Source organism: Pseudocolwellia sp. G5-9 (genome assembly GCF_055808995.1).
In genome coordinates this window covers 982,956-1,008,158 of sequence record NZ_CM147893.1, presented here as the reverse complement: position 1 = coordinate 1,008,158, position 25,203 = coordinate 982,956, and the positions used below count along the sequence as shown (strand labels likewise).

General features: G+C 35.7%; 18 protein-coding genes. 9 read left to right on the top strand and 9 right to left on the bottom strand.

The window, feature by feature from the left end; genetic code table 11:
* The first annotated feature begins 183 nt into the window (after positions 1–183).
* The 4 genes from AC0L5Q_RS04305 (at position 184) to AC0L5Q_RS04290 (ending at position 7,194) form a co-directional block, all read left to right on the top strand.
* Positions 184–3,027 carry a TonB-dependent receptor gene (locus AC0L5Q_RS04305; protein ID WP_473614615.1) on the top strand — a complete coding sequence of 948 codons (2,844 nt, stop codon included), beginning with the start codon at positions 184–186 and terminating at the stop codon, positions 3,025–3,027.
* A 565-nt stretch (positions 3,028–3,592) separates the two neighbouring features.
* Positions 3,593–4,756, top strand: a complete 1,164-nt coding sequence (locus AC0L5Q_RS04300; RefSeq protein ID WP_473614612.1) for an MBL fold metallo-hydrolase — start codon at positions 3,593–3,595, stop codon at positions 4,754–4,756.
* A gap of 164 nt (positions 4,757–4,920) precedes the next feature.
* On the top strand, positions 4,921–6,102 hold the full coding sequence (locus AC0L5Q_RS04295) for a cystathionine beta-lyase (protein ID WP_473614609.1): 1,182 nt from the start codon (positions 4,921–4,923) through the stop codon (positions 6,100–6,102).
* 147 nt (positions 6,103–6,249) lie between these two features.
* A complete protein-coding gene (locus AC0L5Q_RS04290) occupies positions 6,250–7,194 on the top strand; it encodes a Kelch repeat-containing protein (protein WP_473614607.1) in 945 nt (314 codons plus the stop codon).
* 67 nt (positions 7,195–7,261) lie between these two features.
* Here AC0L5Q_RS04290 and AC0L5Q_RS04285 read toward each other — a convergent pair whose 3' ends face one another.
* From AC0L5Q_RS04285 to AC0L5Q_RS04270, 4 genes are all read right to left on the bottom strand, one after another.
* Positions 7,262–8,173 (bottom strand): AraC family transcriptional regulator, encoded by a 912-nt coding sequence (locus tag AC0L5Q_RS04285; protein ID WP_473614603.1) that lies wholly within the window; start codon positions 8,171–8,173, stop codon positions 7,262–7,264.
* A gap of 175 nt (positions 8,174–8,348) precedes the next feature.
* Positions 8,349–9,689: an alkaline phosphatase gene (locus AC0L5Q_RS04280; protein WP_473618253.1), complete on the bottom strand. Its 1,341-nt coding sequence runs from the start codon at positions 9,687–9,689 to the stop codon at positions 8,349–8,351.
* 70 nt (positions 9,690–9,759) lie between these two features.
* Complete coding sequence (locus AC0L5Q_RS04275; RefSeq protein WP_473618252.1) at positions 9,760–10,941, bottom strand: endonuclease/exonuclease/phosphatase family protein; 1,182 nt, start codon at positions 10,939–10,941, stop codon at positions 9,760–9,762.
* A 39-nt stretch (positions 10,942–10,980) separates the two neighbouring features.
* Complete coding sequence (locus tag AC0L5Q_RS04270) at positions 10,981–11,664, bottom strand: TetR family transcriptional regulator C-terminal domain-containing protein (protein WP_473614600.1); 684 nt, start codon at positions 11,662–11,664, stop codon at positions 10,981–10,983.
* Positions 11,665–12,376: 712 nt separating this feature from the next.
* Here AC0L5Q_RS04270 and AC0L5Q_RS04265 point away from each other — a divergent pair.
* The 5 genes from AC0L5Q_RS04265 (at position 12,377) to AC0L5Q_RS04245 (ending at position 20,982) form a co-directional block, all read left to right on the top strand.
* Positions 12,377–15,607 (top strand): TonB-dependent receptor, encoded by a 3,231-nt coding sequence (locus AC0L5Q_RS04265; RefSeq protein ID WP_473614596.1) that lies wholly within the window; start codon positions 12,377–12,379, stop codon positions 15,605–15,607.
* A gap of 161 nt (positions 15,608–15,768) precedes the next feature.
* Positions 15,769–16,182 carry a cytidine deaminase gene (locus tag AC0L5Q_RS04260; protein WP_473614592.1) on the top strand — a complete coding sequence of 138 codons (414 nt, stop codon included), beginning with the start codon at positions 15,769–15,771 and terminating at the stop codon, positions 16,180–16,182.
* A 32-nt stretch (positions 16,183–16,214) separates the two neighbouring features.
* The gene (gene deoA / locus AC0L5Q_RS04255) at positions 16,215–17,528 is read left to right on the top strand and encodes a thymidine phosphorylase (protein ID WP_473614588.1); all 1,314 of its coding nucleotides are present in this window, start codon (positions 16,215–16,217) and stop codon (positions 17,526–17,528) included.
* A gap of 506 nt (positions 17,529–18,034) precedes the next feature.
* Positions 18,035–19,033 carry a ThuA domain-containing protein gene (locus AC0L5Q_RS04250; protein ID WP_473614585.1) on the top strand — a complete coding sequence of 333 codons (999 nt, stop codon included), beginning with the start codon at positions 18,035–18,037 and terminating at the stop codon, positions 19,031–19,033.
* A gap of 89 nt (positions 19,034–19,122) precedes the next feature.
* Positions 19,123–20,982, top strand: coding sequence for a DUF5060 domain-containing protein (locus AC0L5Q_RS04245; RefSeq protein WP_473614582.1), 1,860 nt, complete (start codon positions 19,123–19,125; stop codon positions 20,980–20,982).
* Between the two features lie 132 nt (positions 20,983–21,114).
* On the opposite strand, the gene upp is transcribed toward AC0L5Q_RS04245, so the two are convergent.
* From upp to udk, 5 genes are read right to left on the bottom strand one after another with little or no spacing between them, the layout of a single operon-like run.
* Positions 21,115–21,741: a uracil phosphoribosyltransferase gene (upp, locus tag AC0L5Q_RS04240; RefSeq protein ID WP_473614578.1), complete on the bottom strand. Its 627-nt coding sequence runs from the start codon at positions 21,739–21,741 to the stop codon at positions 21,115–21,117.
* A 23-nt stretch (positions 21,742–21,764) separates the two neighbouring features.
* Positions 21,765–22,349, bottom strand: a complete 585-nt coding sequence (locus AC0L5Q_RS04235; protein WP_473614574.1) for a thymidine kinase — start codon at positions 22,347–22,349, stop codon at positions 21,765–21,767.
* Between the two features lie 30 nt (positions 22,350–22,379).
* Positions 22,380–23,153, bottom strand: coding sequence for a deoxyribose-phosphate aldolase (gene deoC / locus AC0L5Q_RS04230; protein ID WP_473614572.1), 774 nt, complete (start codon positions 23,151–23,153; stop codon positions 22,380–22,382).
* A 55-nt stretch (positions 23,154–23,208) separates the two neighbouring features.
* On the bottom strand, positions 23,209–24,453 hold the full coding sequence (locus tag AC0L5Q_RS04225; protein WP_473614571.1) for a NupC/NupG family nucleoside CNT transporter: 1,245 nt from the start codon (positions 24,451–24,453) through the stop codon (positions 23,209–23,211).
* Positions 24,454–24,478: 25 nt separating this feature from the next.
* Complete coding sequence (udk, locus tag AC0L5Q_RS04220; protein ID WP_473614569.1) at positions 24,479–25,120, bottom strand: uridine kinase; 642 nt, start codon at positions 25,118–25,120, stop codon at positions 24,479–24,481.
* Between the last annotated feature and the right edge of the window lie 83 nt (positions 25,121–25,203).

Here is a 25,203-nt window from a genome sequence, read left to right as displayed (position 1 = left end):
TTATTTTTTTAATGTGTGATATTTATACTGTGCATGTATGAAAATTACGTTACAGAAGCGTTTATAGTTAATCTCAATGCTTTAGATATGGTATGCAGCTCATGTACTTTTTACATAAAAATAAACAGTCAAAATAAATAATCTTTAACAAACAACAAATTATGAAATTAATGTGAGGGAAAAATGAAACGATATCCTAATAGCTACAGAAAAAAAGCGTTGTCAGTTGCAGTAGCCACGGCAATATTTAATATTGGTGGTATAGCCCCTGTATTAGCAGAAGAAACAAATAAAGCTGAAGATACCGAGGTTATACAAATAGTAGGTATTCGAGGATCACTGATTAATTCTTCTAATATTAAAAGAGAAGCAAGTGGTGTGGTTGATGCGATAACCGCAGAAGATATAGGTAAGTTTCCTGATACTAACTTAGCTGAGTCGTTACAGCGTATTACTGGTGTTTCAATTGACAGAGCGAATAACGAGGGTAACCAAGTTTCTGTACGTGGCTTTGGTCCAACGTTTAACTTAGTTACGCTGAATAATCGACAAATGCCAACATCATCAACATTACTGGAAAATGGTATAGACCGTAGTTTTAACTTTAGGGAAGTTGCAGCTGAAAGTGTTTCAGGTGTTGAAGTATATAAAACGGGTAAGGCTAATATATCTTCTGGTGGTATTGGCGCTACTATTAATATTCAAACGGCTAAACCTTTCGATTTTGATGGTTTTAAAGCGGTAGGCTCTGCCAAAGGTGTTATCGATACTAGCGTCGACAAGGGCGATAGTATTACGCCAGAATTGTCTGGAATGATCAGCAATACTTTTATGGATGGCAAACTTGGGGTGTTAGTTTCATTATCTCATGCTGAGCGAGATAGCAGAAAAGAAAGAGTAGGTGCACAAGGTTGGGTTGCAGGCCGAGGCTCTAATGTTGATACAAGTGGTATTGACCGAAACTTAAATCCTAATGGTACTCACTGGGCACCATTAACAATTGATGTAGATACACAAGATATAGAACGTGAACGCCAAAATGGTCAGTTTATTTTACAATTTGCTCCAAATGACGCTATAACAGCGAGTGTTGATTATGTTTTTTCTCGCTTTAAAGAAGTTAATAGTACAAACCGTACTAGTTTCTGGTTTGATGGTGATACAGGTGGTTCAGCAGATGCTAATGGTACAGTAACTAATCCAATGCGACCTGATGACGAGCTAAATTTTTGGGCTTTTCATTATTTAATTGAAACTGAGAATGATTCGTTAGGTTTAAATTTAAAATGGGATGTAAGTGAATCGTTAAACCTTTCATTTGATTATCATGATTCTACTTCACATTCACAACCCGATGGCCAAAACTCTGAAACTATTATCAACCTAAAAAATCCACGCGTAAATGATACCAATGGTGATGGCACTATTGATCGTGGTGGTGTAGATGTTAGCTATAATACAAGTCCTACTGGTCGTCCTGATGTGTTCTTTGATGCTGCAGATTTACCAGGGCAAGATGCATTTGCTGATCAAAATGTACAGTTTGACCTATACCAACAACGTGGCCTAGAAATTGAAAATAATATTAAACAATTTCAATTTGATGGTGAATGGTTAAATACCAACGATGGCGCTTTAGCTAAAGTTAATTTTGGTTTGGCATTAACTGATTATCAAATTGATACTACAAGACGCAGAACTGTTGCCTTTGTGCCAACCGATATTTCTTCGCTCGACCTTAACTTTGCATCAAGTGAAGGTTTTGGTAGTGAAATTGGCGGAAATAAAAACTTATTCCCATTACTTTCTAACTATAGTGCATTAGAAGCACTAGAATTAACGAAAAGCCAAGGCTTATATGGTGGTGAAGACGAGCCAACATTTAATAATATTAGCGAAGAAACTGTTTCTGCTTATGTCTCTTTTGACATTGAAAATGAATTTAACGATATACCTTTTCAAATGAACATTGGTTTACGTTGGGAATCAACCGATGTTGAAGCGGTTTCATTACAACGCCGAATAGAATACTTTAACTACGTGAATACCGCAGGGCGTTTTGGTGAGATAACCGAACCTGATTTATTTGCCGTTAGCGAACAGTCTGATTATACAAGAGTGCTCCCTAATATTGATTTGAGCGTAGATCTATCTGAAGACGTTATTGCTCGATTTTCTTATAGCACCACGTTAAGTCGCCCTGATTTATCATCAATGTTCCCATCAGTGAGCTACGATGCGAGACCAAACGGACCTTTCAATGCATCAGTAGGAAATACAGACCTAGTACCATTAGAGTCTAAAAATATCGATCTATCTTTAGAGTGGTATTACGATGAAGGTAGTTACGCATCAATCGGCTTTTTCCAAAAATATGTTGAAAACTTTATCGGAAGTAGCACCAGAGAAGGGACTTTACCTGATATTAATGGCCAACCTTTACGTGATCCAAGTGTTATTCCACAAGCTGGCTGTCCAAGTGAAGTTATTGGTGGTAATCCTGCCTGTTTTTCTTCAGCTGAAGATCCTGTAATTAACTTTATTATTTCAACGCCTAGTAACTTAGAAGATGCAGAGGTAAATGGTTGGGAAATTAATGCACAACACTTATTTGGTGAATCAGGCTTTGGCGCAATTGTTAACTTAACTTTTGTTAGCGGTGATGTTGAATTAGATCTTTACGACATTGAAAGTACTTTTGCATTACCTGGTTTAAGTGATTCAGCGAACTTAATTGGTTTTTATGAAAAGAATGGCTTACAAGTGCGTTTAGCTTATAACTGGCGCGATGACTTTTTATGGGCAATGCACCAACCACAAAACCTAATTGAACCAACGTTTACTGAAGCTTACGGACAATGGGATCTTAATGCGAGTTATGAAATAAACGATAATATTTCTGTGTTTGTTGAAGGTATAAATATTACTGAAGAAACAACCAGACAACATGGTCGTTTTGCTGATCAATTGATTAGTTTAGAACAGTTTGGCGCTCGTTATAATGTAGGTATTACAGCTAAGTTCTAAAAAGTATAGCGTGTTATAAATTTCATATTATTGATTATGATGTTAATGATATGGAAGGTCATTGAAAAGCCGTCTTCTTGACGGCTTTTTTGATCATAAAATATTTTATTTAACCTCAACTTAGGTTAATGAATGTTAGTGAACCAATTAAAAGATTTATTTATCAAATGTTTAATATGTATTGTTATTTTCCTAAGATATTAGTCATTAACATTGATATTTTTGTGTGTAACAAGGCGAACTTTTTTCTTTCTGGCTATTAGTAATCAATTCAACGAAGTTAAGTTAGGCGTAAAAATAGCTTGTTGAGTAACTTTGCTTATCCCGAGTTGAGGTTATTTAGTCACAGTTTGTCACCTTTTATTTGTATCCGCAGGGCGACTTACTGGTATGCTTATTAACGCATAAGAATATCAGTGTTGTAAAAACTTCTTAATCTACAATTAATAAGATTAAATTTATTAGTGGCTGCTGAGCTTTTAGGGTTAAACTTTAAATTAACTCAAAGGCTTGCGCTTGTTTTAAAAGTAACCTCGAAAGAGCCACAGACCTTAGAAAACTTTTAATGCACAATAGAGTTACTTACCCAAACTCAACGAATAAACAATCCAATTTTGAAATAATAGGTTTAACATCAATGAAAACACTGAGTAAATTCATCGCTATATTTACATTCATTATTATTATCATTGCTTGTAGCTCTTCAACTTCTGTTGATGCCGTCTATAAAAATATAAATCATGGGAGTAATAAAAATGTAGAAGATGATGCTGCAAATCGATCGAGCTTGTTGGTTGGTTTAGCTATTTTTAAGCGATCGTTATTTGAAGATCGCAACAACCCAATGCCCAGCGATAATTATGTTAAGCCCCTTACTAGAGCAAAATTAGATGCGCTTGATAGTAAAAGTGTTTATATCGTTAAATTAGGGCATTCGTCTATTTTAATGAAAGTTTACGGTAGCTATTGGCTAATTGACCCTATGTTTAGCGAACGAGCGTCGCCTGTTTCTTTTGTAGGCCCCAAACGTTTTGAAGCTGCGGCGATTAGCCTTGAAGACTTACCTAAAATAGATAAAGTGTTCATCTCACATAATCATTATGATCATCTAGATAACGACACTATTAAATTTCTTTCTAATGATTATACGTTCTTTTATGTACCTAAAGGTGTTGATGAAAACTTAATAAGCATGGGAGTTTCGAAAGCCAATATTAAAAGTCTCGCTTGGTGGCAAGAAGTGGAGTTTACAAGTAATGAAGAGAATAAAGGTCGTAAGTTTACTATCGCATTTACACCATCGCAGCATTTTTCAGGAAGAACCTTATGGGATAGAAATGCTACATTGTGGGGATCTTGGGTATTTTTGTTAGATGAATATAAACTCTATTTTAGTGGTGATACGGGTTATTTTGATGGCTTTAAAATGATAGGTGATAAGTATGGGCCTTTTGATGTGAGTTTTATGGAGAATGGCGCTTACGATGAGTTTTGGAAAAAAATTCATATGTTTCCTGCTCAAACAGTACAAGCTCATCAAGATCTTAACGCTAACGTGTTAATACCTATTCACAACAGTACATTCGATTTAGCGTTTCATGATTGGGATGATCCGTTAAATCAAATTTTGAAAACATCACAAGAAAAGCAAGTTACTTTAAGTACTCCAAGGTTTGGTGAGATTATAGATTTGAAAAATCCTATATTTACAGAGCGTTGGTGGCAGTAGGTTATTAGGCTTATATCTAAATTATATGGCTATTGATTTAGCCTAATTACTTTTAAAGTATTCTTACTTATTATCAAAAATTCCGTGCACCTTTAATCTAATCAGGTTATAAATACATTATAGATGGCTAGATAGCTATAATATCTAAAAACGAGAACACATAAATGAAAACAGAAACAAAAGTAGTAACAGCAGGGCGTTCTGCAAAGTGGACAAATGGCGTAGTCAATCCTTCTGTGCAGCGCGCATCAACGGTTGTGTTTGAGTCTGTTAAACAAATGAAAGCTGCAGCAGTAAATAGAACAAATCAAACCTTGTTTTATGGCCGAAGAGGCACGACTACCTCGTTTGCATTTAGCGATGCTATGGTTGAGCTTGAAGGCGGAGCTGGCTGTGCTTTATATCCTTCAGGTACTGCAGCTATTACTAATGCAATTATTTCGGTGGTTAAAACTGGCGATCATATTTTAATGGTAGATAATGCCTACGAACCTACTCGCGATTATTGTGACAAAATTCTCGCTAAAATGGGAGTTACTACCACTTATTACGACCCGTTAATTGGTAAAGGTATCGAAGCGCTTATCCAAGACAACACGAGTTTGATATTTTTAGAATCTCCAGGTTCAATCACCATGGAAATTCAAGATGTACCCGGCATAGCAGAAGTGGCTCATAAGCATGGCTGTATAGTTATGCTTGATAATACATGGGGCGCAGCTGTTAATTTTCAGCCATTTGATCATGGTGTTGATATTTCAGTACAAGCTGCTACCAAATATATAGTAGGGCATTCAGACGTCATGTTAGGTACTGCAACCGCTACTGAAGAGTATTGGCCACAGGTACGTGAAAATAGTTACATTATGGGGCAGTGCACTTCGCCAGACGATTTGTATTTAGCATTGCGTGGTATCCGTACTTTAAGTGTTAGGCTAAAACAGCATCAAACGAGCGCGCTTAAGATTGCGAATTGGTTAGCAACAAGACCAGAAGTTGAAACGGTACTGCATCCTGCTTTACCTTCATGCCCAGGTCATGAATTTTTTGAACGTGATTTTAATGGTTCAAATGGTTTGTTTTCGTTTGTATTAAACAAAGGCAGCCAAGCGGCCATTACTGCGTTACTTGACGGAATGGAACACTTTAAAATGGGCTATTCGTGGGGCGGTTTTGAAAGCTTGATTTTAGCGATATCAAACGTAAAATCCATGCGTACTGCTACAGAATGGAAATACGAGTTTCCGTTAATTAGGCTTCATGTTGGCTTAGAAGATGTAGACGATTTAATTGAAGATTTAACTAAAGGTTTTGAGCGCTTTAATTCGGTGCTAGAGCAAGGTTAATCTTATAAGGTAAGCAATAAAAAAGCACGTTTATGTGCTTTTTTTATATTTATTAATTTAAAAATCAAAGCTTTATAAAGCTTTAGACTTGCATTGTTTATGGTGGCTATTATAAAATGAATAATCGTAAATTAATGGACTAATGGTATGATTAACTTAAAAACAAATTATTTATCACACCTCTTTATTTTCTTTCTTATCGCTCTTTCAGGTTGTTCCACTACATCCGATTTAAAGTCTGATGGTTTATCTCTTTCTAAATCTCGTTTTGCCCATGCTGCAATTAATGATGGGAAGATGATTTATGTGTTTGGAGGTAGTAATAAAAAGGGCTTTCTTTCAAGTATTGAACAAATAAACCCTAATACCAATAAAATACAGGTTTTAAAAAGTAAATTAATACCTAGACGGTATTTTTCAGCTGTTTGGGATGGTGAACATTCTATATATATCATTGGTGGTGTCAGCCTGAAAAATAAAGAGTTTCGATATGAAAATAGAGTTGAAATATTTGATACGATAACTCATGAAGTTAGCTTTGCTAAACCATTACCTTATCCAACTCGAATTAATAGTGCTGTATTCTTAAATAATAATATTTTTGTTTTTGGTGGTGCATACCCTAATAAAAGTGAATTAGTTGCTAGCGCTTTAGTGTCAGTTTATTCCGTTAAACAAAATAAATGGATGAGGGCTGCAGATATGCCTACAGCTAAAACAACTCGATCGGTAGTTAAAGATGACAAGATATATCTGGTTGGTGGATACAATCATAAGTCAGCTCTGAATGTATTTGAGGAGTTTAACCCTAAGACAAATAAGTGGATTTCTCTTCCTTCAATGCCTGTTAAAATGAGTGCACATTCAGTGACTGTCATTAAAGATAAATTATATACATTTGGTGATTACGAAAATTTATCATCAACATATGTTTATGACTTTAAAACTAAAGTATGGGAAAAAGTAGATTTAGGTTATAAAGCGAGTCGTCATAATGCCATTACTACTTTAGACAATACGGTATACGTTATTGGCGGTACTATAGGAAGTAGTGGACCATTCCTTGATGATATTCAAATCTTTAATTTATAAATAACATTATTGTTTCAAAGCTAAAGAGTTATTTTTAGCTTTGAAACTCATTCGTCTTGTCGTCTTATTAAATAATCGGCAAATATATATCAGTAATCGCTTCACTTTGGTTAACAGTAGGAAACATTTTTACGCGTTCAATAAAGCAAGGGAAGTCACGAAGCGTTTTACCACTTTGCGGCAACCATTGGCTGTAAAGTGCGTTTATCATTTTACCTAAATTGTCATCACTTCCTGTATATCGTAATACGGCACAATATCCTTCGGGAATTTCCCCCAGCTCTACACCTTGCGTATTCTCTTTAAGCTTATCTTCTTTCAATTGCTCGTTGTTTGTTAGGTTTTTTGAGGTGATATTGGTGGCTATATCAAATCGGTAGTCCTCTGCTGGTGTAGTGTGTGGGTCGTTATATAAAATATTAAAAGTTTTACTGAGTGTTGGTGGCGTATGGTGTTCTTTTCGCCATTCAATAAAACGTTTTATGCTGCTATGTAACGTTTGAGGTGAACCTTTGTGGGATAAGCTGGCTATTGGGGTTTTATCAAACCATTGTATTTTTACATTCGCTATTAGTGAATTTTCCATAAATTGATTCGCTTGTGTTGTATTTACATTATTTAGATGGTTACCTGAAATGGGTGCCCAGTTAGGCGATTGTTTAAATTGTGTGGGTGTTACTAAAAATACTTTTTTAAACGCGCGCGAGAATGATTCAATATTTTCAAAACCTGCATCTAGAGCAATGTCAGTTATTGTTAAGTGATGATGGTAATAGAGTTGATTAGCTGCTTTTTTCATTCGTTGTAATTGAATATATTGAAAAACAGGTAACCCAACATGCAGGTGAAATAAGCGATGAAAATGATATTTGGATAAATGCTCAATTTTACATAGATCATCTAAAGGAAGCTTTGTATTTAAATTTTTATCTATAAAATGACATACTTTTTGAAAGGGGATATTTTTTATGGTGTCCATATTTATATTGTTTGTATCAATAAGTAAGGCGATGTATTAATAATCTCATAAAATATGAGAGGTTACCTGACAGATCTTGCTGTTGTTAGTTGATAAACTTCCATAGTAAATACAGAAATAAAAAAGCTGAATAAAATATTCAGCTTTTTAGTTTTTTAAATATATTAAGAACACATTATTTGTCTAATAGGGTAAATATCTTTTTAGCAATATCTGTATTGTCTTGATAGCCATTAAACATGTCTTTATTACTGCCTAAAGCGAAAACAGGAACGTCAACTGCTGTATGGCCTGAAGATGTCCAACCTGTATTTGTACGACCATCAATTATTTTTTTAATGGCTGTGTATAGCTCTTTTTGAAGGCTGATTTTTTTAGACTTTGCTTCATCGGTAATTGCCGTAATTTGAATGTTTTTTAACGTATCATTTTTCACTGTGATCAGCGTTGATAGTTCATCTTCAGTTAATTCAAAGTTAAACAATTCATTAGCTTTGGTTTTAGTGATGTCAGTAGCTTCAAATACTTTAGCAATAGATGAAGGTGATTGTAGCATGGTTCTTAAGGTCTCAGGCTTCCATTCGTAAACACCATGTGCACCTAAAGTAACACCACCTGTGCTGTGATCAGCTGTTACAACCACTAAAGTATCAGGATGTGATTTAACGTAAGTTTCTAAGTATTCGAGAGTTTTTGCTAAGTCGTCCATTTCGCCCATCGCTGCTGCTATATCGTTTGAATGTCCGCCCCAGTCAATTTGGCTTGCTTCAATTAATAGAAAATATCCTTGTTTGTTTTCTAAATGTTTTGTTGCTGCTTTGGCCATACTTGAAAGACGATATTTATTGGTATCGTCTAATGCCCAAGGGAGACCTTTTTTATCAAATAAACCGAGTAATGGTTTGTCTGTCGATGTAGTTTCTAGCGCTTGATAACTATCTATGTAGGTGAATCCGTTATCTTTAAACTCGTTCACTAGGTTACGATCGTCTCTAATAAAGTATTTCCAACCGCCACCAAGGTATAAATCGGCTTTTATGCCATTGTCTATGTAGCTATTCGCAATTTCGTTGTAGTTTTGTCTACTTTCATTATGAGATAAGTACGAAGCGGGTGTCGCGTGGTTGATTTGTGAAGTAACGACTACGCCTGTTTTTTTACCGCGTGATTTAGCTCTTTCTAGTACGGTTTCAAGTGGATTTTTATCCATATCAACACCAATAGCACCATTATAGGTTTTATTTGCTGTTGAAAGTGCTGTTGCACTAGCTGCTGAATCAGTTACATATGAATGATGAGTATCAGGGTAGGTACTGCTCATACCCACTAAATGTCTATCAAATACGGTGTTTTCTACTTTAGGTGTTGCTGGATCATCTTTAAAGTAGCGATAGGCTGTTGTATAAGTGGGGCCCATACCGTCACCTACAACCATAATAATATTTTTAGGTGCTGAAATAACTGGCGCTGACTCAGCTGGGGTAACTGTTGTTTTTGATTCGTTACCACACGACATAGTTAAACCAGCAATAGTCAATGCTGCAAGTATTTTATTCATAATAGAATGTCCTATAGATTTTTAAAGGTTATAGGCTGATATCAACCCAAACTAAACGGTGATCTGAAGATGCGGCTCTGTCTTTAACAAGCCTGAATTCATCATCTGTTGGTAATGGCCAAAAAACACCTGAATTTATAACGTTAATATGGTTTTTAGAAGGTAAAACATAATCAGCTCGCATACCCCAATGTGCCGTATGATTTTTACTGTATGGATTACTTTTGTTATGAGCTTTTCCGCCTTTGCTACCAGGCTTGGTGTCTTGAACATTTGGGTGAGCAAGTAAATCGGTTATGCCTTCTTTAATGGCATCGCCATCAACACTTGAAGCATTTTGGTCACCCATAATAACAAAAGCGCTATTTGGGGCTATGCCGCCTTTTACGCCGTTGTCGTCGTATAAATAATCGCTTTTATTTGGCGTAATATAATCGTTCCATAATCGTATTTCGTCGTGATTACGCTTACCGTTTCTATCTTCAGGACCATCAAAAACAGGCGGAGTAGGGTGGCTAGCTAATACGTGAAGTGTTTTGTTACCAATAGATACAGGAATATCCCAATGAGATTTAGACGATAATCTAAAGTTATTCCATGCTTCTTCGTTGTACCAAGGTTTATTCGTTTTTGGGTCTATTGGCTTTAAAGCGTTTGGCATATCTTTCCATTTAAAGTGTTGGAAAGTTCGAATACCTTTTTCATTGATAGGATACTTAGATAATAACACCATACCGAAATGGCCAGGGAAGTAGCCAAAGCCGTAATTATCATTGGGTGAGTCGCCTTTAACTTTATCGTTATTTAAATCAAAAGGGGTAGGAACCCCTGTATTTACTGGGCCTTGATAAAAATAAGGGAATTTAATGGCTGCTTGTCCCTGTTGGCTTTTATTTAAGTACTGAGATAAAAAGAGCTTAATGGCTTGATGAGAGTCATCTTCACGATCAAATTCATTCAATAAAATAATATCAGGATTTACACGTTGAATTATTTCAGCAATATTTCTTATTTGTTGATGATTGTTTTTTAATTGCGTACCGAGCTCATTACCTTTTACTGATGGAGCTTGGCCTTTAACATAAGGAAGATAATTTAAAGCTTCCATACTTACATTGAATGTTGCTATACGAAGTTTTTGAGGTGTTTCAGTTTCATTAGCCATGCTTAAGCCTGTAATGAGTAAAGGTAAAATCGCTAGCAGTAATATAATTTTTTTCAATGTTGTTCCTTATTTAGCAATAGGGGATTAATCTTTCTTTAAACCACAACCACGCAGAATAAAGTCGGTTAAAAAGGCAGTAACTTTTTCACAATCTTCATCTTCAAAATCTGCTTGATTCATGACCGTTAATATTTGATTGTCAAAGTCAGCATAATGTTGAGTTGAAGACCAAATAAGAAAAATCAAATGTACAGGATCAACATTAACCATTTCACCACTGTCTATCCATTGCTGAAATAAAACCGCTTTTTCTCTTACCCACTTACGTAAATAGGTACGTGTAAAATCTTTGAGGTGTTGTGCGCCCTGTATAATTTCCATAGCATAAATTTTAGAGGCCGCAGGCTCTTTAAATGATAACTGAACTTTTGACGCGATAAATTTTTCAATAGCAACTATAGGTCCGTGGTCAGGATCTATATCGCCAATAGCATTATCCCACATTGCTAATGTGCGCTCTAAAACAGCATGGTATATGTTCTCTTTATTTTTAAAGTAATAAAGTACATTAGCTTTAGGTAATTCTGCTCGGTCTGCAATCGCTTGTACCGTAGCACCTTTATAACCCTGTAAGATAAATTCTTCTTGAGCGGCAGCTAATATTTTATCTTGGCTTTTTTCTCTAATACTGCCTTGTTTTGTAGTTTTGATAGTCTGCTCTTTTTGTTGAATGTTACTTTGTTTGGTTAGTTTATTATTTTCTTTCATATAATTGAACACTCCTTTAATCAAAAGTTGCAGCTTGCATACATATACACGGCCTTCACTACCCTAGCTATTGTTCCTTATAGCTGACTATCTGGTTTGATTACTGTTATGGCTTTGTATCATTTGTACCATTTTAAAACAATTTAATGACAGAAATATTAAATTGTTTTCGTTAGGCTAAGGTTGTTATTTGGAACTTTAATTACGAATAAACCCTAAGATTCGTAAAATTGATAAAATATTGTAGGTTATTACTTAATAAATATCATATTTTTATTTTTGTTGATTATTGGGTGTGTTTTTTAAAAACTCTATATCTTATTGTTTTAAGGCTTTATATTGCTATTGATTTATAACCTGACCAATTGGTTTGTTAATTAAAGTTCTTTTGTTGGGTATAATATTTTGTTTTAAAAACAACCTTTTTAATATCTAAAAGAATCTATAAAATAAATATTGTTTTCTGTGTTTTTGTTTTATCTTGTTGTTTTTAAAGGTTTATTTGTGTTTTTCTTTTGATTTTATGAAAATGGTGGTAAGTGGTTTTTATTTGAGTTTTAACTTGTTCCAAAATCATGTAATGAAAATGTAAAGAAACTTTGCTTTAATCAGAATCGACAATAATAAATATAAAAAAATAAATACTAACTAATTGCACAACATTTTACTTAAACATAAGAAAACTAATTTTAAACTTATACTAAGGAATAATATGATGAAAAATCATCGTCTCTCAAAACTTACAGGTGCTGTAGTTTTAGCACTTGGTTTATCAACATCAGCTATGGCTGCTGATACCTCTTCAGGTATTAGGGGTACTATTGTTGGGCCTGCAGGTAATGCAGCTGCTAACACCACCATTATTGTTACGCATGAGCCTTCAGGCACACGTAAAACATTAACAACTAATGACTCAGGAGCATTTTTCGCTCAAGGGTTACGTGTTGGTGGGCCTTACACAATAGAAATTGACTCTGATAAATTTCAAGATAAAAAATTATCAAATGTTTATATTTCATTGAGTGAAGTGTTTCGTGTTTCTGAATCTCTAGAAGATTTAAATGTAGAACGTATTGAAGTAACTGGGACATCTACTTTATATGAACAAATAAGTGGTTCTGAAAGTACTTTTTACGGTGATCAAATTAGTAAGGCGGCTTCTTTTAACCGAGATATCAAAGATATTGCTCGTCAAAACCCTATGGCTGTTGTAGGTAATGATGGCTCTTCATTATATTTAGCAGGAAGTAACCCTCGTTATAATAGTTTGAAAGTTGATGGTGTAAAACTGAATGATGATTTTGGTTTAGCTGGTAACGGTTACCCAACTGAGCGCTCGCCTATTGCTTTTGATTCGATTGAACAATTAAGTGTTGCAATTGCACCTTTCTCTGCAAAAGAAGGTGGTTTTTCTGGTGGACAACTTAGTGTTGTTACAAAATCAGGTACGAATGATTTTCACGGAAGTGTATTTTTTGAAAAAGCACAAGATTCTTGGGCAGGTGATCCTGAGCATCCTGAAACAGGCGAAGACATTAAATTAAAATTTAAAGAAGAAAGTTATGGAGCGACTTTAGGTGGTCCAATTATTAAAGATAAGCTTTTCTTCTTTGCTTCATATGAAACATTTGAAGCACCTAGTACTGTTAATACCGGCCCTGCTGGTTCTGGTGTAGCAAATGAAGTCAGCAATGTATCATTAAGTGATCTTGAACGTGTAGTGAGTACAGCACAATCTAAGTATGGTTATGATGCGGGTTCTTGGGATGCATCAATTCCTTTAGAAGATGAAAAATATTCTTTAAAATTAGACTGGAATATTAACGACGATCATCGTGCATCATTAACTTATGGTTATGGCTTCAGTAATAGTGCAGGTAATACAGCTGGTCGTTCAAATGAATTGTACTTATCTTCGCATTGGTACAATAGAACAAATGAGTACAAGACTTACGTAGGTCAAGTGTTTTCATACTGGACTGAAAACTTTTCAACTGAAATGAAAGCATCATACAAAGAAAGTACAAACAGCCAAGCTTCTGTTGGTGGTTTGGAATTTGGTGAAGTTAAGATTGATCATGGCGGCGGGACAATTAATTTAGGTTCTGATGATAGTCGTCATGCTAATCAACTGAGTAATGAAACATTGCAATTACGATTCAGTGGTGAATATTTACTTGATGATCATGCGATTTCATTTGGTTGGGAATACGAAAAAGTTGATGTATTTAACATCTTTATGCAACATTATTTAGGATCATGGTACTTTGATTCTATTGAAGACTTTGAATCAGGGAACGCTGATTGGTTTGAATATCAAAATAACCCAAGTTTAAATAGAGATGATGCTGCTGCAAGCTTTAGCTTAAGTAACCATGCTTTTTATGTTGAAGATAGCTGGGATGTTAATGATAGTTTCAATTTAACTTATGGTTTACGTTATGAACGTATTTCTAACAGTGACAAACCAACAGAGAATCCATTATTTGAAGAACGTAATGGTTTTAAAAACAATGAAAATTTAGATGGTACAGATATATTTTTACCTCGTGTAGGCTTCAAATGGGATCTAGATGAAGAAATTGAAGGCTTAACGCTTCGTGGTGGTTTTGGTTTATTTAGTGGTGGTAGTCCTAACGTATGGGTATCAAACTCATTTACTAACGATGGTAGTCGTATTGCTGCCTATAGTAGCCGAAATGAAAGTGATGCTGACCAATCTTTGGTTGATGCATACCTAAACAACCCAGATCCTAGCAGTATTCCACAACGAGCTTTAGATGCAATCTCTGGTTCATCGCTAGACGGTGCTAATTCGAATATTGATGCTATTGATCCTGATTTCGAAATTCCAAGCACATGGCAATATAGTGTTGCAGCAGATTATGTTGCTGACTTTAGTGCTATAGGGTTAGGCGAAAACTGGAACATCAGCGGTGAAGTTTTATACAAGAAAGTTAAAGATGGAGTTATTTGGGAAGATTTGAGTCGTCAAGTTGACACTTCTCGTGGTCTTAACGGCTATACTGTAGATGGTCGCCCAATCTATGGTTTTGCATTTAATACAGATAGTGAAGCTTATCAAGCAGGTGATCAAGGACGAGGTCGTCGTGATATTTTAATGACAAATATTGGTGGTGGTGAAACATTAATTAAAACGTTTAGTTTAAGTAAAACCTTTGAAAGTGGTTTGAATATGAATTTCTCGTATACTAATACTGATGTGGAAGATCGCTTTGCAGCATCAGGTACTTCATCTAATACATCATATGAGTTCCATCCGGTATACGATCCACAAAATGTTGCTCTAGGTACTTCATCTTATGAAACTAAGCACAGAATTACATTCAATTTACGTTATAGCACTGAGTTCATCGGTGGTTATGCAACAACATTCCATGCATTTTTTGAACGTAAATCTGGTCGCCCATACAGCTGGGTGTTAGGTAAAAACTTTAATGAAACTGGTTTAGATGGTGATTTAGATCTTCATCCGGCATATTTACCTTACATTCCAACAGGAGCTGATGATGCAGCCGTTGATTTTGTAAATGGTATGAGTTATTCAGAAATTGTTTCACAACTTGAAGTTCTTGGGTTATCTACTGAAGGTGGAGCTTTAGCTAAAAATAATCAGCGTGGTCCTTGGGTTTCAAGTCTTGATTTAAGAATTGAACAAGAGCTTCCTGGTATTTTTGATGGGCATAAAGGCTTGTTGTATCTAGATATTGATAATGCTTGGGCAATAATTGATAAAGACTCAGCTCGTGTTTATAAAAATGAATTTGGTAACAGTACGTCAGATTTATTTGGTTATGATATAAATGACCAAGGACAATATGTGTACAGCTCTAAAAACGCAGAGGCAGATGATGCACCTATTGTTTTTGAAGATAGAGCATCTACATGGAATGTTAAAATTGGTGTTAAATACACGTTCTAATTTAAATGTTTGATATTTAATCAAAGCCGCACTTTACGTGCGGTTTTTTTTTATAAATTAATCGTCCTAAAATTAACTTTAGTACTAGTAATATCTATCTAGCTAGATTAAGATTTAACTAACTTGACTATATGGTCAGTTTTTATTGTAGGGAGATACAAATGAATACTCAATCAAACTATCAAGATCAAATTACCAAAGCGAAAGAAGCTTACTTAAAGGCTTATGCACCTTATAGCAACTTCAGGGTAGGTGCTGCAGCGTTAACTGAGTTAGGTCATATAGTTAGCGGTTGTAATGTTGAAAATGCTTCCTATGGTTTAACGGTATGTGCTGAGCGTAACTGTATTGCACAAGCGGTTATAAATGGCGAAACGCGTATTCAGTCAATTGTTGTATACACAGAACAAGAAAAACTCACACCACCTTGCGGCGCATGTAGGCAGGTGATAGCCGAGTTTTTAGCGGAAGATGCCAAAGTGATATCTGCTAACCATTTAGGACACACAAAAATTTGGACCGTATCTGAGTTGTTGCCAGATGCGTTTACACCAAAAAGTTTATTAGACATTTAATTCAATAATTATAAGAAATTTAAGGAACACCTATGTTGTTACCACAAGAGATTATTAGAACAAAACGCGATGGATTAATTTTGTCTGCTGATAAAATTCAAGGTTTTGTTGATGGTTTAGTCAACGGAAGCTTTAATGATGCGCAAGTAGGCTCAATGGCAATGGCAATATTCCAACAAGGAATGGAAATTGAAGAAATTGTTGCTTTTACCAAAGCGATGATGAACTCGGGCGATGTATTATCGTGGCCTGAACTTGATGGACCTGTAGTTGATAAGCATTCTACTGGTGGAGTAGGTGACAAGGTTAGCTTTATGCTTGCTGCAATTGTTGCGGCATGTGGCGCTTATGTTCCAATGATTTCAGGCCGTGGTTTAGGTCACACAGGTGGAACGTCTGATAAGTTAGAAAGTATTGCTGGTTTTAATGTTCAACCTAGTATTTCTGAATTTAAACGTATTGTTAAAGATATTGGTGTTGCTATTATTTCTCAAACAGACAACTTAGCACCGGCAGATAAACGACTTTATAGTATTAGAGATGTAACCGGCACTGTTGAATCTATTCCTTTAATTACGGCTTCTATTTTATCTAAAAAATTATCAGCGGGATTAGATACACTGGTAATGGATGTAAAAATGGGTAATGGCGCCATGATGTCGGATATGACTCAAGCGACTCAACTTGCACAAAGTATTGTAAGTGTTGCCAATGGTGCCGGTGTGCCCACTCAAGCCATTATTACTGATATGAATCAGGTATTAGGTACATCGGCAGGTAATGCGGTTGAAATGTATGAAACCGTTAAATATTTAACAGGTAAGCAACGTGAACCTAGACTACACGCAGTAGTTGTTGCTTTAGCAACGTCTATGCTAATCAGTTCAAAAATTGCAAATACAGAAGCGGAAGCTAAAACTAAAATTAATGCTGTGCTAGCTAATGGTGAAGCGGCTGAAGTATTTTCTAAAATGATTGCAGCTTTAGGCGGACCTAATAACCTTTTAGAGGCTCCGTGGGAGTCTATGACTAAAGCAAACGTAATTAAAGACGTGATTGCTACGCGTTCAGGTTATATCTCAGGCATGCAAACGCGCGATATAGGTTTGTCTATTGTAGGTATGAAAGGCGGAAGAACAGCTAATGGTCAGTTGATTGATCACAGTGTTGGCTTTGATAGAATTTTACCTGCAGGTACTGTTGTTAATAAAGGCGATGCCGTTGCTCGAATTCATGCTGCAGATGAAGATCAGGCCACGAAAGCTAGCCAAGAGTATTTAACGGCTTTAAATATTAGTGAAACTAAAGCTGAAGAACTTCCTGTTATTTATAAAGTTATAGATTGATTTTTTAAAAACTTATTCCCTTAAGTCGTCACACGTTAGTATTCTTGAATAACGTGTGACGACTCTGTTTTATTTCCTATACCGCTTTATCAAATCCTTATTATTAAGGTTAATTAACCTTAATTCGGATTAATAAATGCTTCTCTAGCAGCTATTTTTATGCCTAACTTCGTTGAATTTATTACTAATAGCTAGCTATTAGATAGAAAAATTCGCCTTGTTATACACAAAAATATCAATGTTGAGAGACTAATATAACTTAGGAAAACAACGATACAGATTAAGATTTTGATAAATAAGGATTTTAATTCATTACCTAACATTCATTAACCCGAGTTGAGGTTAAATAAACTTCTTTATAGTTCTTTCAAGTTTAAGTCATTGTATTTACATTTTATTTGTTTACAATTGGTTTTATTCAGTAAAAATACAAATTTATTGGTAAAAAATAGCTAATTCCATCTCTTAAGGTGGTATGTGCTTATAAACTAAAACGGTGAACATAAATGTTAAAAAAAATACTTCTGCTAGGCGTTATTGCTTCTCTTAGTTTTACAGGTTGTGGTGTTATAAAAAATCAAGATACAGCTGCAGAAAAGCTGAAGGTTGTTATTCTTGATGGTCAAAATAATCACGCAGTTTGGCCAAAATCTACGTTAATGATGAAACAATACTTAGAGCAATCGGGCTTGTTTGAAGTGGATATATATCGTACTTCAAACTTATGGCGCTCAACAGGACATAACAATATTATTGAGCAATATCCGTTAAACGACGGAAAAATCTATCAAGAATATAAAGAACCTAAAGCTGATGTTAACTTTACCCCAAATTTTGAAGCTTATGATGTGGTTGTTTCAAACTTAGGTTGGAAAACAGCACCTTGGCCAGCTGAAACTAAAGCCGCTTTTGAAGCATACATGAAGCGTGGCGGTGGACTTGTTGTAGTACATGCCGCTGATAACGCTTTTCCTGAATGGAAAGCTTACAATGAAATGATTGGATTAGGCGGATGGGGAAACCGAAATAAGCAACATGGGCCTTATGTTTATTATAACCAAGCTGGTAAATTAACGCGTGATTTTCAGGCTGGAAGTGCGGGCCGTCATGGTAAAGTACAAAAATTTCACATCGATATTCGAGATTCTTCTCATCCCATTACACAAGGTTTACCTGAACGTTGGTTACATGCTCCAGATGAAATGTATGAGCACTTGCGTGGCCCCGCTCAAAACATGACTATTCTTGCTACGGCTTATCCGCATTATCGTAAAAAAGGTGATGCACGTAACGAACCTGTATTAATGACACTCAATTATCATAAAGGTCGTATTTTCCATACAACGTTAGGGCATGATCAAAGAGCCTTTGAAGGTGTTGGATTTATTACGACTTTTTTACGGGGAGCTGAGTGGGTCGCAACTGGGAAAGTTAGTCTTCCTGTACCCACTGACTTCCCCACTGAAAGTAATGCAAACATAAGAAAGTTTAATTTACCTAAATAGTTACACCACGTTTTACTCAATGTGCTCTGAAATAGCTTATTGATTGATAGCGGATAAAAATTAAGACGGTTCAATGAAGGATAAATGTAATGTATAAAATAAAAATGTGCGTAATAATGACTGCCCTTATGGCTAGTATGTTGTTTTTTTCTACATCATCAAGTGCTAATACTAAGCTTGAGGTGTCTGGAGAGTTACGTAAATGGCATAGTATATCAATGACATTTGATGGACCAAGTACTTCTGAAACAGATGCATATAATCCATTTCTTAATTACCGTCTTAATATTGAATTTACCCATAAAAAAACAGGAAAAAGCTATATTGTTCCCGGATTTTTCGCTGCAGATGGTAATGCTGAAAATTCTGGAGCGACCTCAGGAAATAAATGGAGAGTTTACTTTACCCCTGATGAAATAGGAGAGTGGACTTGGCGTACATCGTTTCGTAAAGGCTCATTTGTTGCTGTTTCTACTAAAACCATTAGCGGTGTAACTGCAGGTTTTATGGACGGTCAAACAGGGCAGTTAAAAATAAAATCGAGTAATAAAAAGTATCCTGATTTTCGCGAAAGAGGTCGATTAGAATATATTAATAAACCTTATTTACGCTTTGCGGAAACAGGTGAATATTTTATTAAAGCCGGTCCTGACGCCCCTGAAAACCTTTTATCGTATGCTGATTTTGATGGTACTTTTCATAACGATGGACATAAAGATGAGTTAGTTAAAACGTGGGAAGCCCATAAAAAAGATTGGAAAAAGGGAGATCCCACATGGAAATCAGGTAAAGGTAAAGCATTAATTGGAGCGTTAAATTACTTATCGGATAAAGGAATGAATTCAATTTCTTTTCTGACTCTTAATATCATGGGTGATGATCAAAATGTTTTTCCTTACGTTGATTATAATAACTATGAACGTATGGATGTTTCTAAATTAGCTCAATGGAATATAGTATTTAAACATGCGCAATCAAAAGGTTTGTTTTTACATTTTAAAACTCAAGAAGTTGAAAACCAAGGCTTACTTGATAACGGTGGGTTAGGATTGCAACGTCAACTTTATTATAGAGAGTTGATTGCACGCTTTGGTCATCACTTAGCATTAAATTGGAATATGGGCGAGGAGAATGGTGAGTGGGTCCCTAATCATACTACCATGCCTCAAAGTACCATTCAGCGATTAGCTATGGCGAAATACTTTTATAATAATGACCCATACCGTCATCATACGGTTATTCATAACGGTAACGACTATATTGATATTACGGGGGCTGATAGCTTTTATACAGGAGCTTCAGTGCAAACGCATAAAGCTGATTTTGGTGCTGTGCATGGATCGGTTTTACGTCTTAGAAAATGGCCCGTTGTGAATGGCAGACCAATGGCTGTATCAGTAGATGAGCCTGGAGATGCTCAACATAGTTTAGTACCTGATGATAAAGACCCTGAACATAATCTAGCGCGTATGAATGGTTTATGGGGAGCTTTAACTGCAGGAGCTTGGGGAACCGAATGGTATTTTGGTTATGCTCATCCGCATTCAGACCTAACAGCACAAGATTGGAGAACCCGTGATTTATTTTGGGATCAAGCTAAGCATGCTTTAGATTTTTTCAAAATGAGTGGTGTTGAATATCATAAAGCAGAGAATCACGATAACTTAGCAAACGATGCTTGGGTATTAGCTGAACTAGGGCAGTTCTATATTGTTTATGTGAAAGACACATCTAAAGAAGTGAGTCTTGGGTTTATACCTGAAATTGCAGACTATTCAGTTCAGTGGTTTGATCCTCGCAATGGTGGTAAATTACAAAAAGGCTCGCAAACTACTATTAGTATAGAAAAAATCATGAATAGGTATTGGAAAGCAGAGAAGCAAAAGCTAGGTTTTCCTCCATCAGATAAAGGTAAAGATTGGGTTGTATTAGTTAAACGCATTCAGTAGCTTTACAAATAGTCATTTGAAATAAAGGTTTCACTTTTTAAGTGAGAAGTGAAACCTAAATATTTATTTCCGTAAGCATCCCTCTTTATTAACTTCCGCTCGAAACCATAAATATAGCCGAAGTACTATGGATTACAGCGTACCGAAAATTTTATCACCAGCATCACCTAACCCCGGTAAAATATAACCATTTTCATTAAGCTTGTCGTCTATGGCACCAAGAAATAAATCCACATCAGCATGATTTTGTTGAAGTAGCTCAATACCTTCAGGCGCAGCCACTAAAAATATAGCTTTAATGTTTTTACAGCCTGATTTTTTTAATAGTTCTATAGTTGCTAAGGCAGTTCCACCTGTGGCTAACATAGGATCAATAATAATAGCTGTACGCACATTGACATCAGCAACTACATTTTCGTAATAGCTTTCTGGTTGCAGTGTTAGTTCATTTCTTTGTAAGCCTACAACACTAATTTTTGCACAAGGGAGTATGGTAAGTGCGCCATCTAACATACCTAATCCTGCTCTTAATATAGGAATTAATGTTGGTTGTTTATCGGCTAACAGGGGGGTAGAAATATCGCCAGACCAACATGCAATATTTTGATTAGCCAGTGCAAGTTCAGTGGTCGCTTCCATGGTCAGCATGGTGGCTAATTCTCTGGTTAGCTCGCGAAAAGACTTGACTGAAATAGCATCTTTTCTGAGTAAACTGATTTTATGTTTTACAAGCGGGTGTTTGCTTTCGAAAATAGCCATAAGTATCTTTTATCCTTGATAAATTAAGGTAAGGTCCAAACCAACGTTTTAAAGTGGGCTCGGCATAAAGGTTCGTATCGTTCATTACCGCCAACTTCGACTTGTTCACCGTTTTTAACAGGGTTGCCGTTTTCATCACGTCGTATAACAAAGTTAGCTTTACGACCACAGTGACATATAGTTTTAAGTTCTACTAATTTATCAGCCCATGCAAGTAACGCGGCACTACCTGAAAAGGTTTCGCCTAAAAAGTCTGTTCTTATACCGTAGGCAAGTACAGGGATATCTAAACCGTCTACAATATCTGTAAGTTGTTTCACTTGAGCTTTTGATAAAAACTGCGCTTCGTCTATCAGTACACAATCTATTTTATTCGTGTTGTTTTCACGTTTTATTTCATCAAATAACTGGGTGTTTTCATCGAACAAGGATGCGTCTGCATGCAACCCAATTCGAGAGGCTATTTTTCCTTGCTCGAATCGGTCGTCTAGTTTTGCGGTATATAGTAATGATCTTAGGTTACGTTCAGAGTAATTGTAAGCAGATTGAAGCAGGTGAGTAGATTTACCTGCATTCATTGTTGAATAATAAAAATAAAGCTGAGCCATGAGACTTATGTACCTAAGGTCATTTCAAAATTAATATGCTGAAGTGCTTGGCTTATCTACGTCTTGGTTTAAGGTAATTAAAAGATTACCTAGTAGGCTACTTGCACCAAATCGAAAATGTGTTTTGTTCAGCCAAGATGCGCCTAAAATATCAAATACTAAATTTAAGTAAATCTCTGCATCATCCACATTTTTAACGCCACCTGCAGCTTTAAAGCCTACATTAGGATTCAAGTCGTTTATTACATTTAACATGATTTTAGCTGCTTCAGGTGTAGCATTAATAGCCACTTTACCTGTAGAGGTTTTAATAAAATCAGCTCCGGCGTTAATCGATATTTCACTCGCTTGTTTGATCAGCTCTGGCGTTGCAAGTTCGCCAGATTCAATTATTACTTTAAGTAAAACATGAGAGCCACACGCTATTTTACACGCTTTAACAAGCTCAAAGCCTACATCTGGATTACCTGCAATTAACGCTTGGTAAGGAAATACCACATCCACTTCGTCAGCACCTAGTTTAACGGCTTCAAGAGTTTCGCTAACGGCTAAATTAACATCATCATTGCCATGAGGAAAGTTAGTAACTGTGGCTATTTTGATATTTGGTGTATTTTGTTTGGCTAATTGTGCTTTAGCTACAGGGATATATTTAGGATAAATACAAATAGCTGCTGTTTCACCTACAGACGATTTAGCCTGTTGGCATAACGTAATAATGTCGTTATCGGTTTCAGTGTTCGTTAAACTGGTTAGGTCGATTAACGATAACGATAGGGCGGCAATGTCTTGTTTATTTGTCATGTTAAAGCTTCTTAATAATAAATTTATTCATGTTAACTATGGTTACATAGTGTCATTACAATGTAATGAAAATACCTGCAATAGCGGCGCTCATTAAGTTTGCTAATGTAGCTGCAATCATGGCTTTTAAACCTAAACGAGCTATGTCGGGTCTACGACTTGGCGCCATAGAACCAATACCACCTAATAAAATGGCGATAGACGATAAGTTAGCAAACCCACATAAAGCGAAAGTTACAATCGCTTGTGTGCCAACACTTAACGAGTCTTTTACTTCAACAAAGTTTACGTAGGCAAAAAACTCATTAACCACAATTTTTTGACCGATAAAACTACCGGCTTGTAGCATCTCGTTTGCTGGAACGCCAATAACGTAAGCAATAGGTGCAAATATGTAGCCGAGCATCCATTCAATAGTTATATGGTCGTAACCAAATAAAGAACCAATGCCACCAATTATCATATTTAATAAAGCGATTAAGGCAATAAAGGCAAGGAGCATAGCACCTACGTTTACTGCTAGTTTTAACCCTGAAGTTGCGCCTGTTGCTGCAGCATCAATTACATTGACTGGTTTTTCGTCTTCTTCTATTTCCTCAGCTTCATTATTATTGATATCCATTTTTTCTGTTTCAGGAATAATGATTTTTGCCATTAGTAAGCCACCTGGGGCAGCCATAAATGAAGCGGCAATTAGGTATTTTAGATCGATCCCTAAACCAGCATAACCAGCCATTATACTACCCGCTACAGAGGCTAAACCGCCCACCATAATAGCGAATAATTCAGATTGGCTCATTTTAGCGATATAAGGACGAACAATTAAAGGGGCTTCAGTTTGACCAACAAATATATTAGCCGTAGCAGAAAGAGATTCAGGTTTAGATGTTTTTAATAATTTTTGTAAACCACCACCAATAATTCGAATTACCCATTGCATCACACCTAAGTGATATAAAACAGCAATTAACGAAGAGAAGAAAATAATTACGGGTAAAACACGAATAGCAAAAACAAAACCTACGCCATTAGAAAACATAGCGTCGGTGCCTAAGCCGCCGAAGAGAAAATTGATACCCGCTTTGGCGCTATCTATTACTTGCTGAACGCCATTAGTAATAGATATTAGGGCTTCTTTACCAAAAGGAATGTAGAGTACAAATGCGCCTAAAACGATTTGTAAACCAAAAGCAAAACCTACAGTTCTCCAATTAATTTTTGATCGGTTATGAGATAAAAAGACCGCAACGGCTAAGAGGAATATGACCCCAAAAACACCTTTAAATGCACCAAGCTCCATAAAAATCCTCTACTTTTTATTGTTTTTATTTATGACTGATTAATTGACGTATTTTTGCTTTAAGTACTTCAATTGCCATTCTATTTTTACCGCCACGAGTAATAACAATGTCAGCCCAAAGCTTTGAAGGCTCAATAAACTGATAATACATCGGACGAACTGTGTCTAAATATTGGTTTGTGATTGATTCGATACTGCGATGACGTTCAACCATATCTCTTTTTATTCTTCTTATTAAACAAATGTCTAATGGTGTATCCATATACACTTTAATATTAAATCTTTCACGTAATTCAGGGTTTGATAACAACAAAATCCCTTCTACAAGAATAATAGGTGTTGGATTAAGTGTAAGCGTTTCTGCTGTTCTAGTATGTGTTTTATAGCAGTAAATAGGGCATTCAATACTATTGTTTTGCACTAACTGATGCAGATGCTCACTCATTAATGAATGTTCAAAGGCATTAGGATGATCGTAATTCGTTAATTCTCTTTCTTCAATTTTAAGATGAGCTTGATCTTTGTAATAAGCATCTTCTTTAATAATTGAAATACCTTTACAACCTAATTCGGGTAATAATTCATCATAAATAGTTTGTGCGAATAATGTTTTTCCTGAAGCTGAAGCTCCAGCGATTGCGATAATTGTAGGTTTGTTTTGTATCAAAACGGTGCCTTTAAGTTTACGTATTCATTGTTAGTCATTAATGACGTGAGTTTGGAGAGAAATAAATTCAAAATTATGAATGT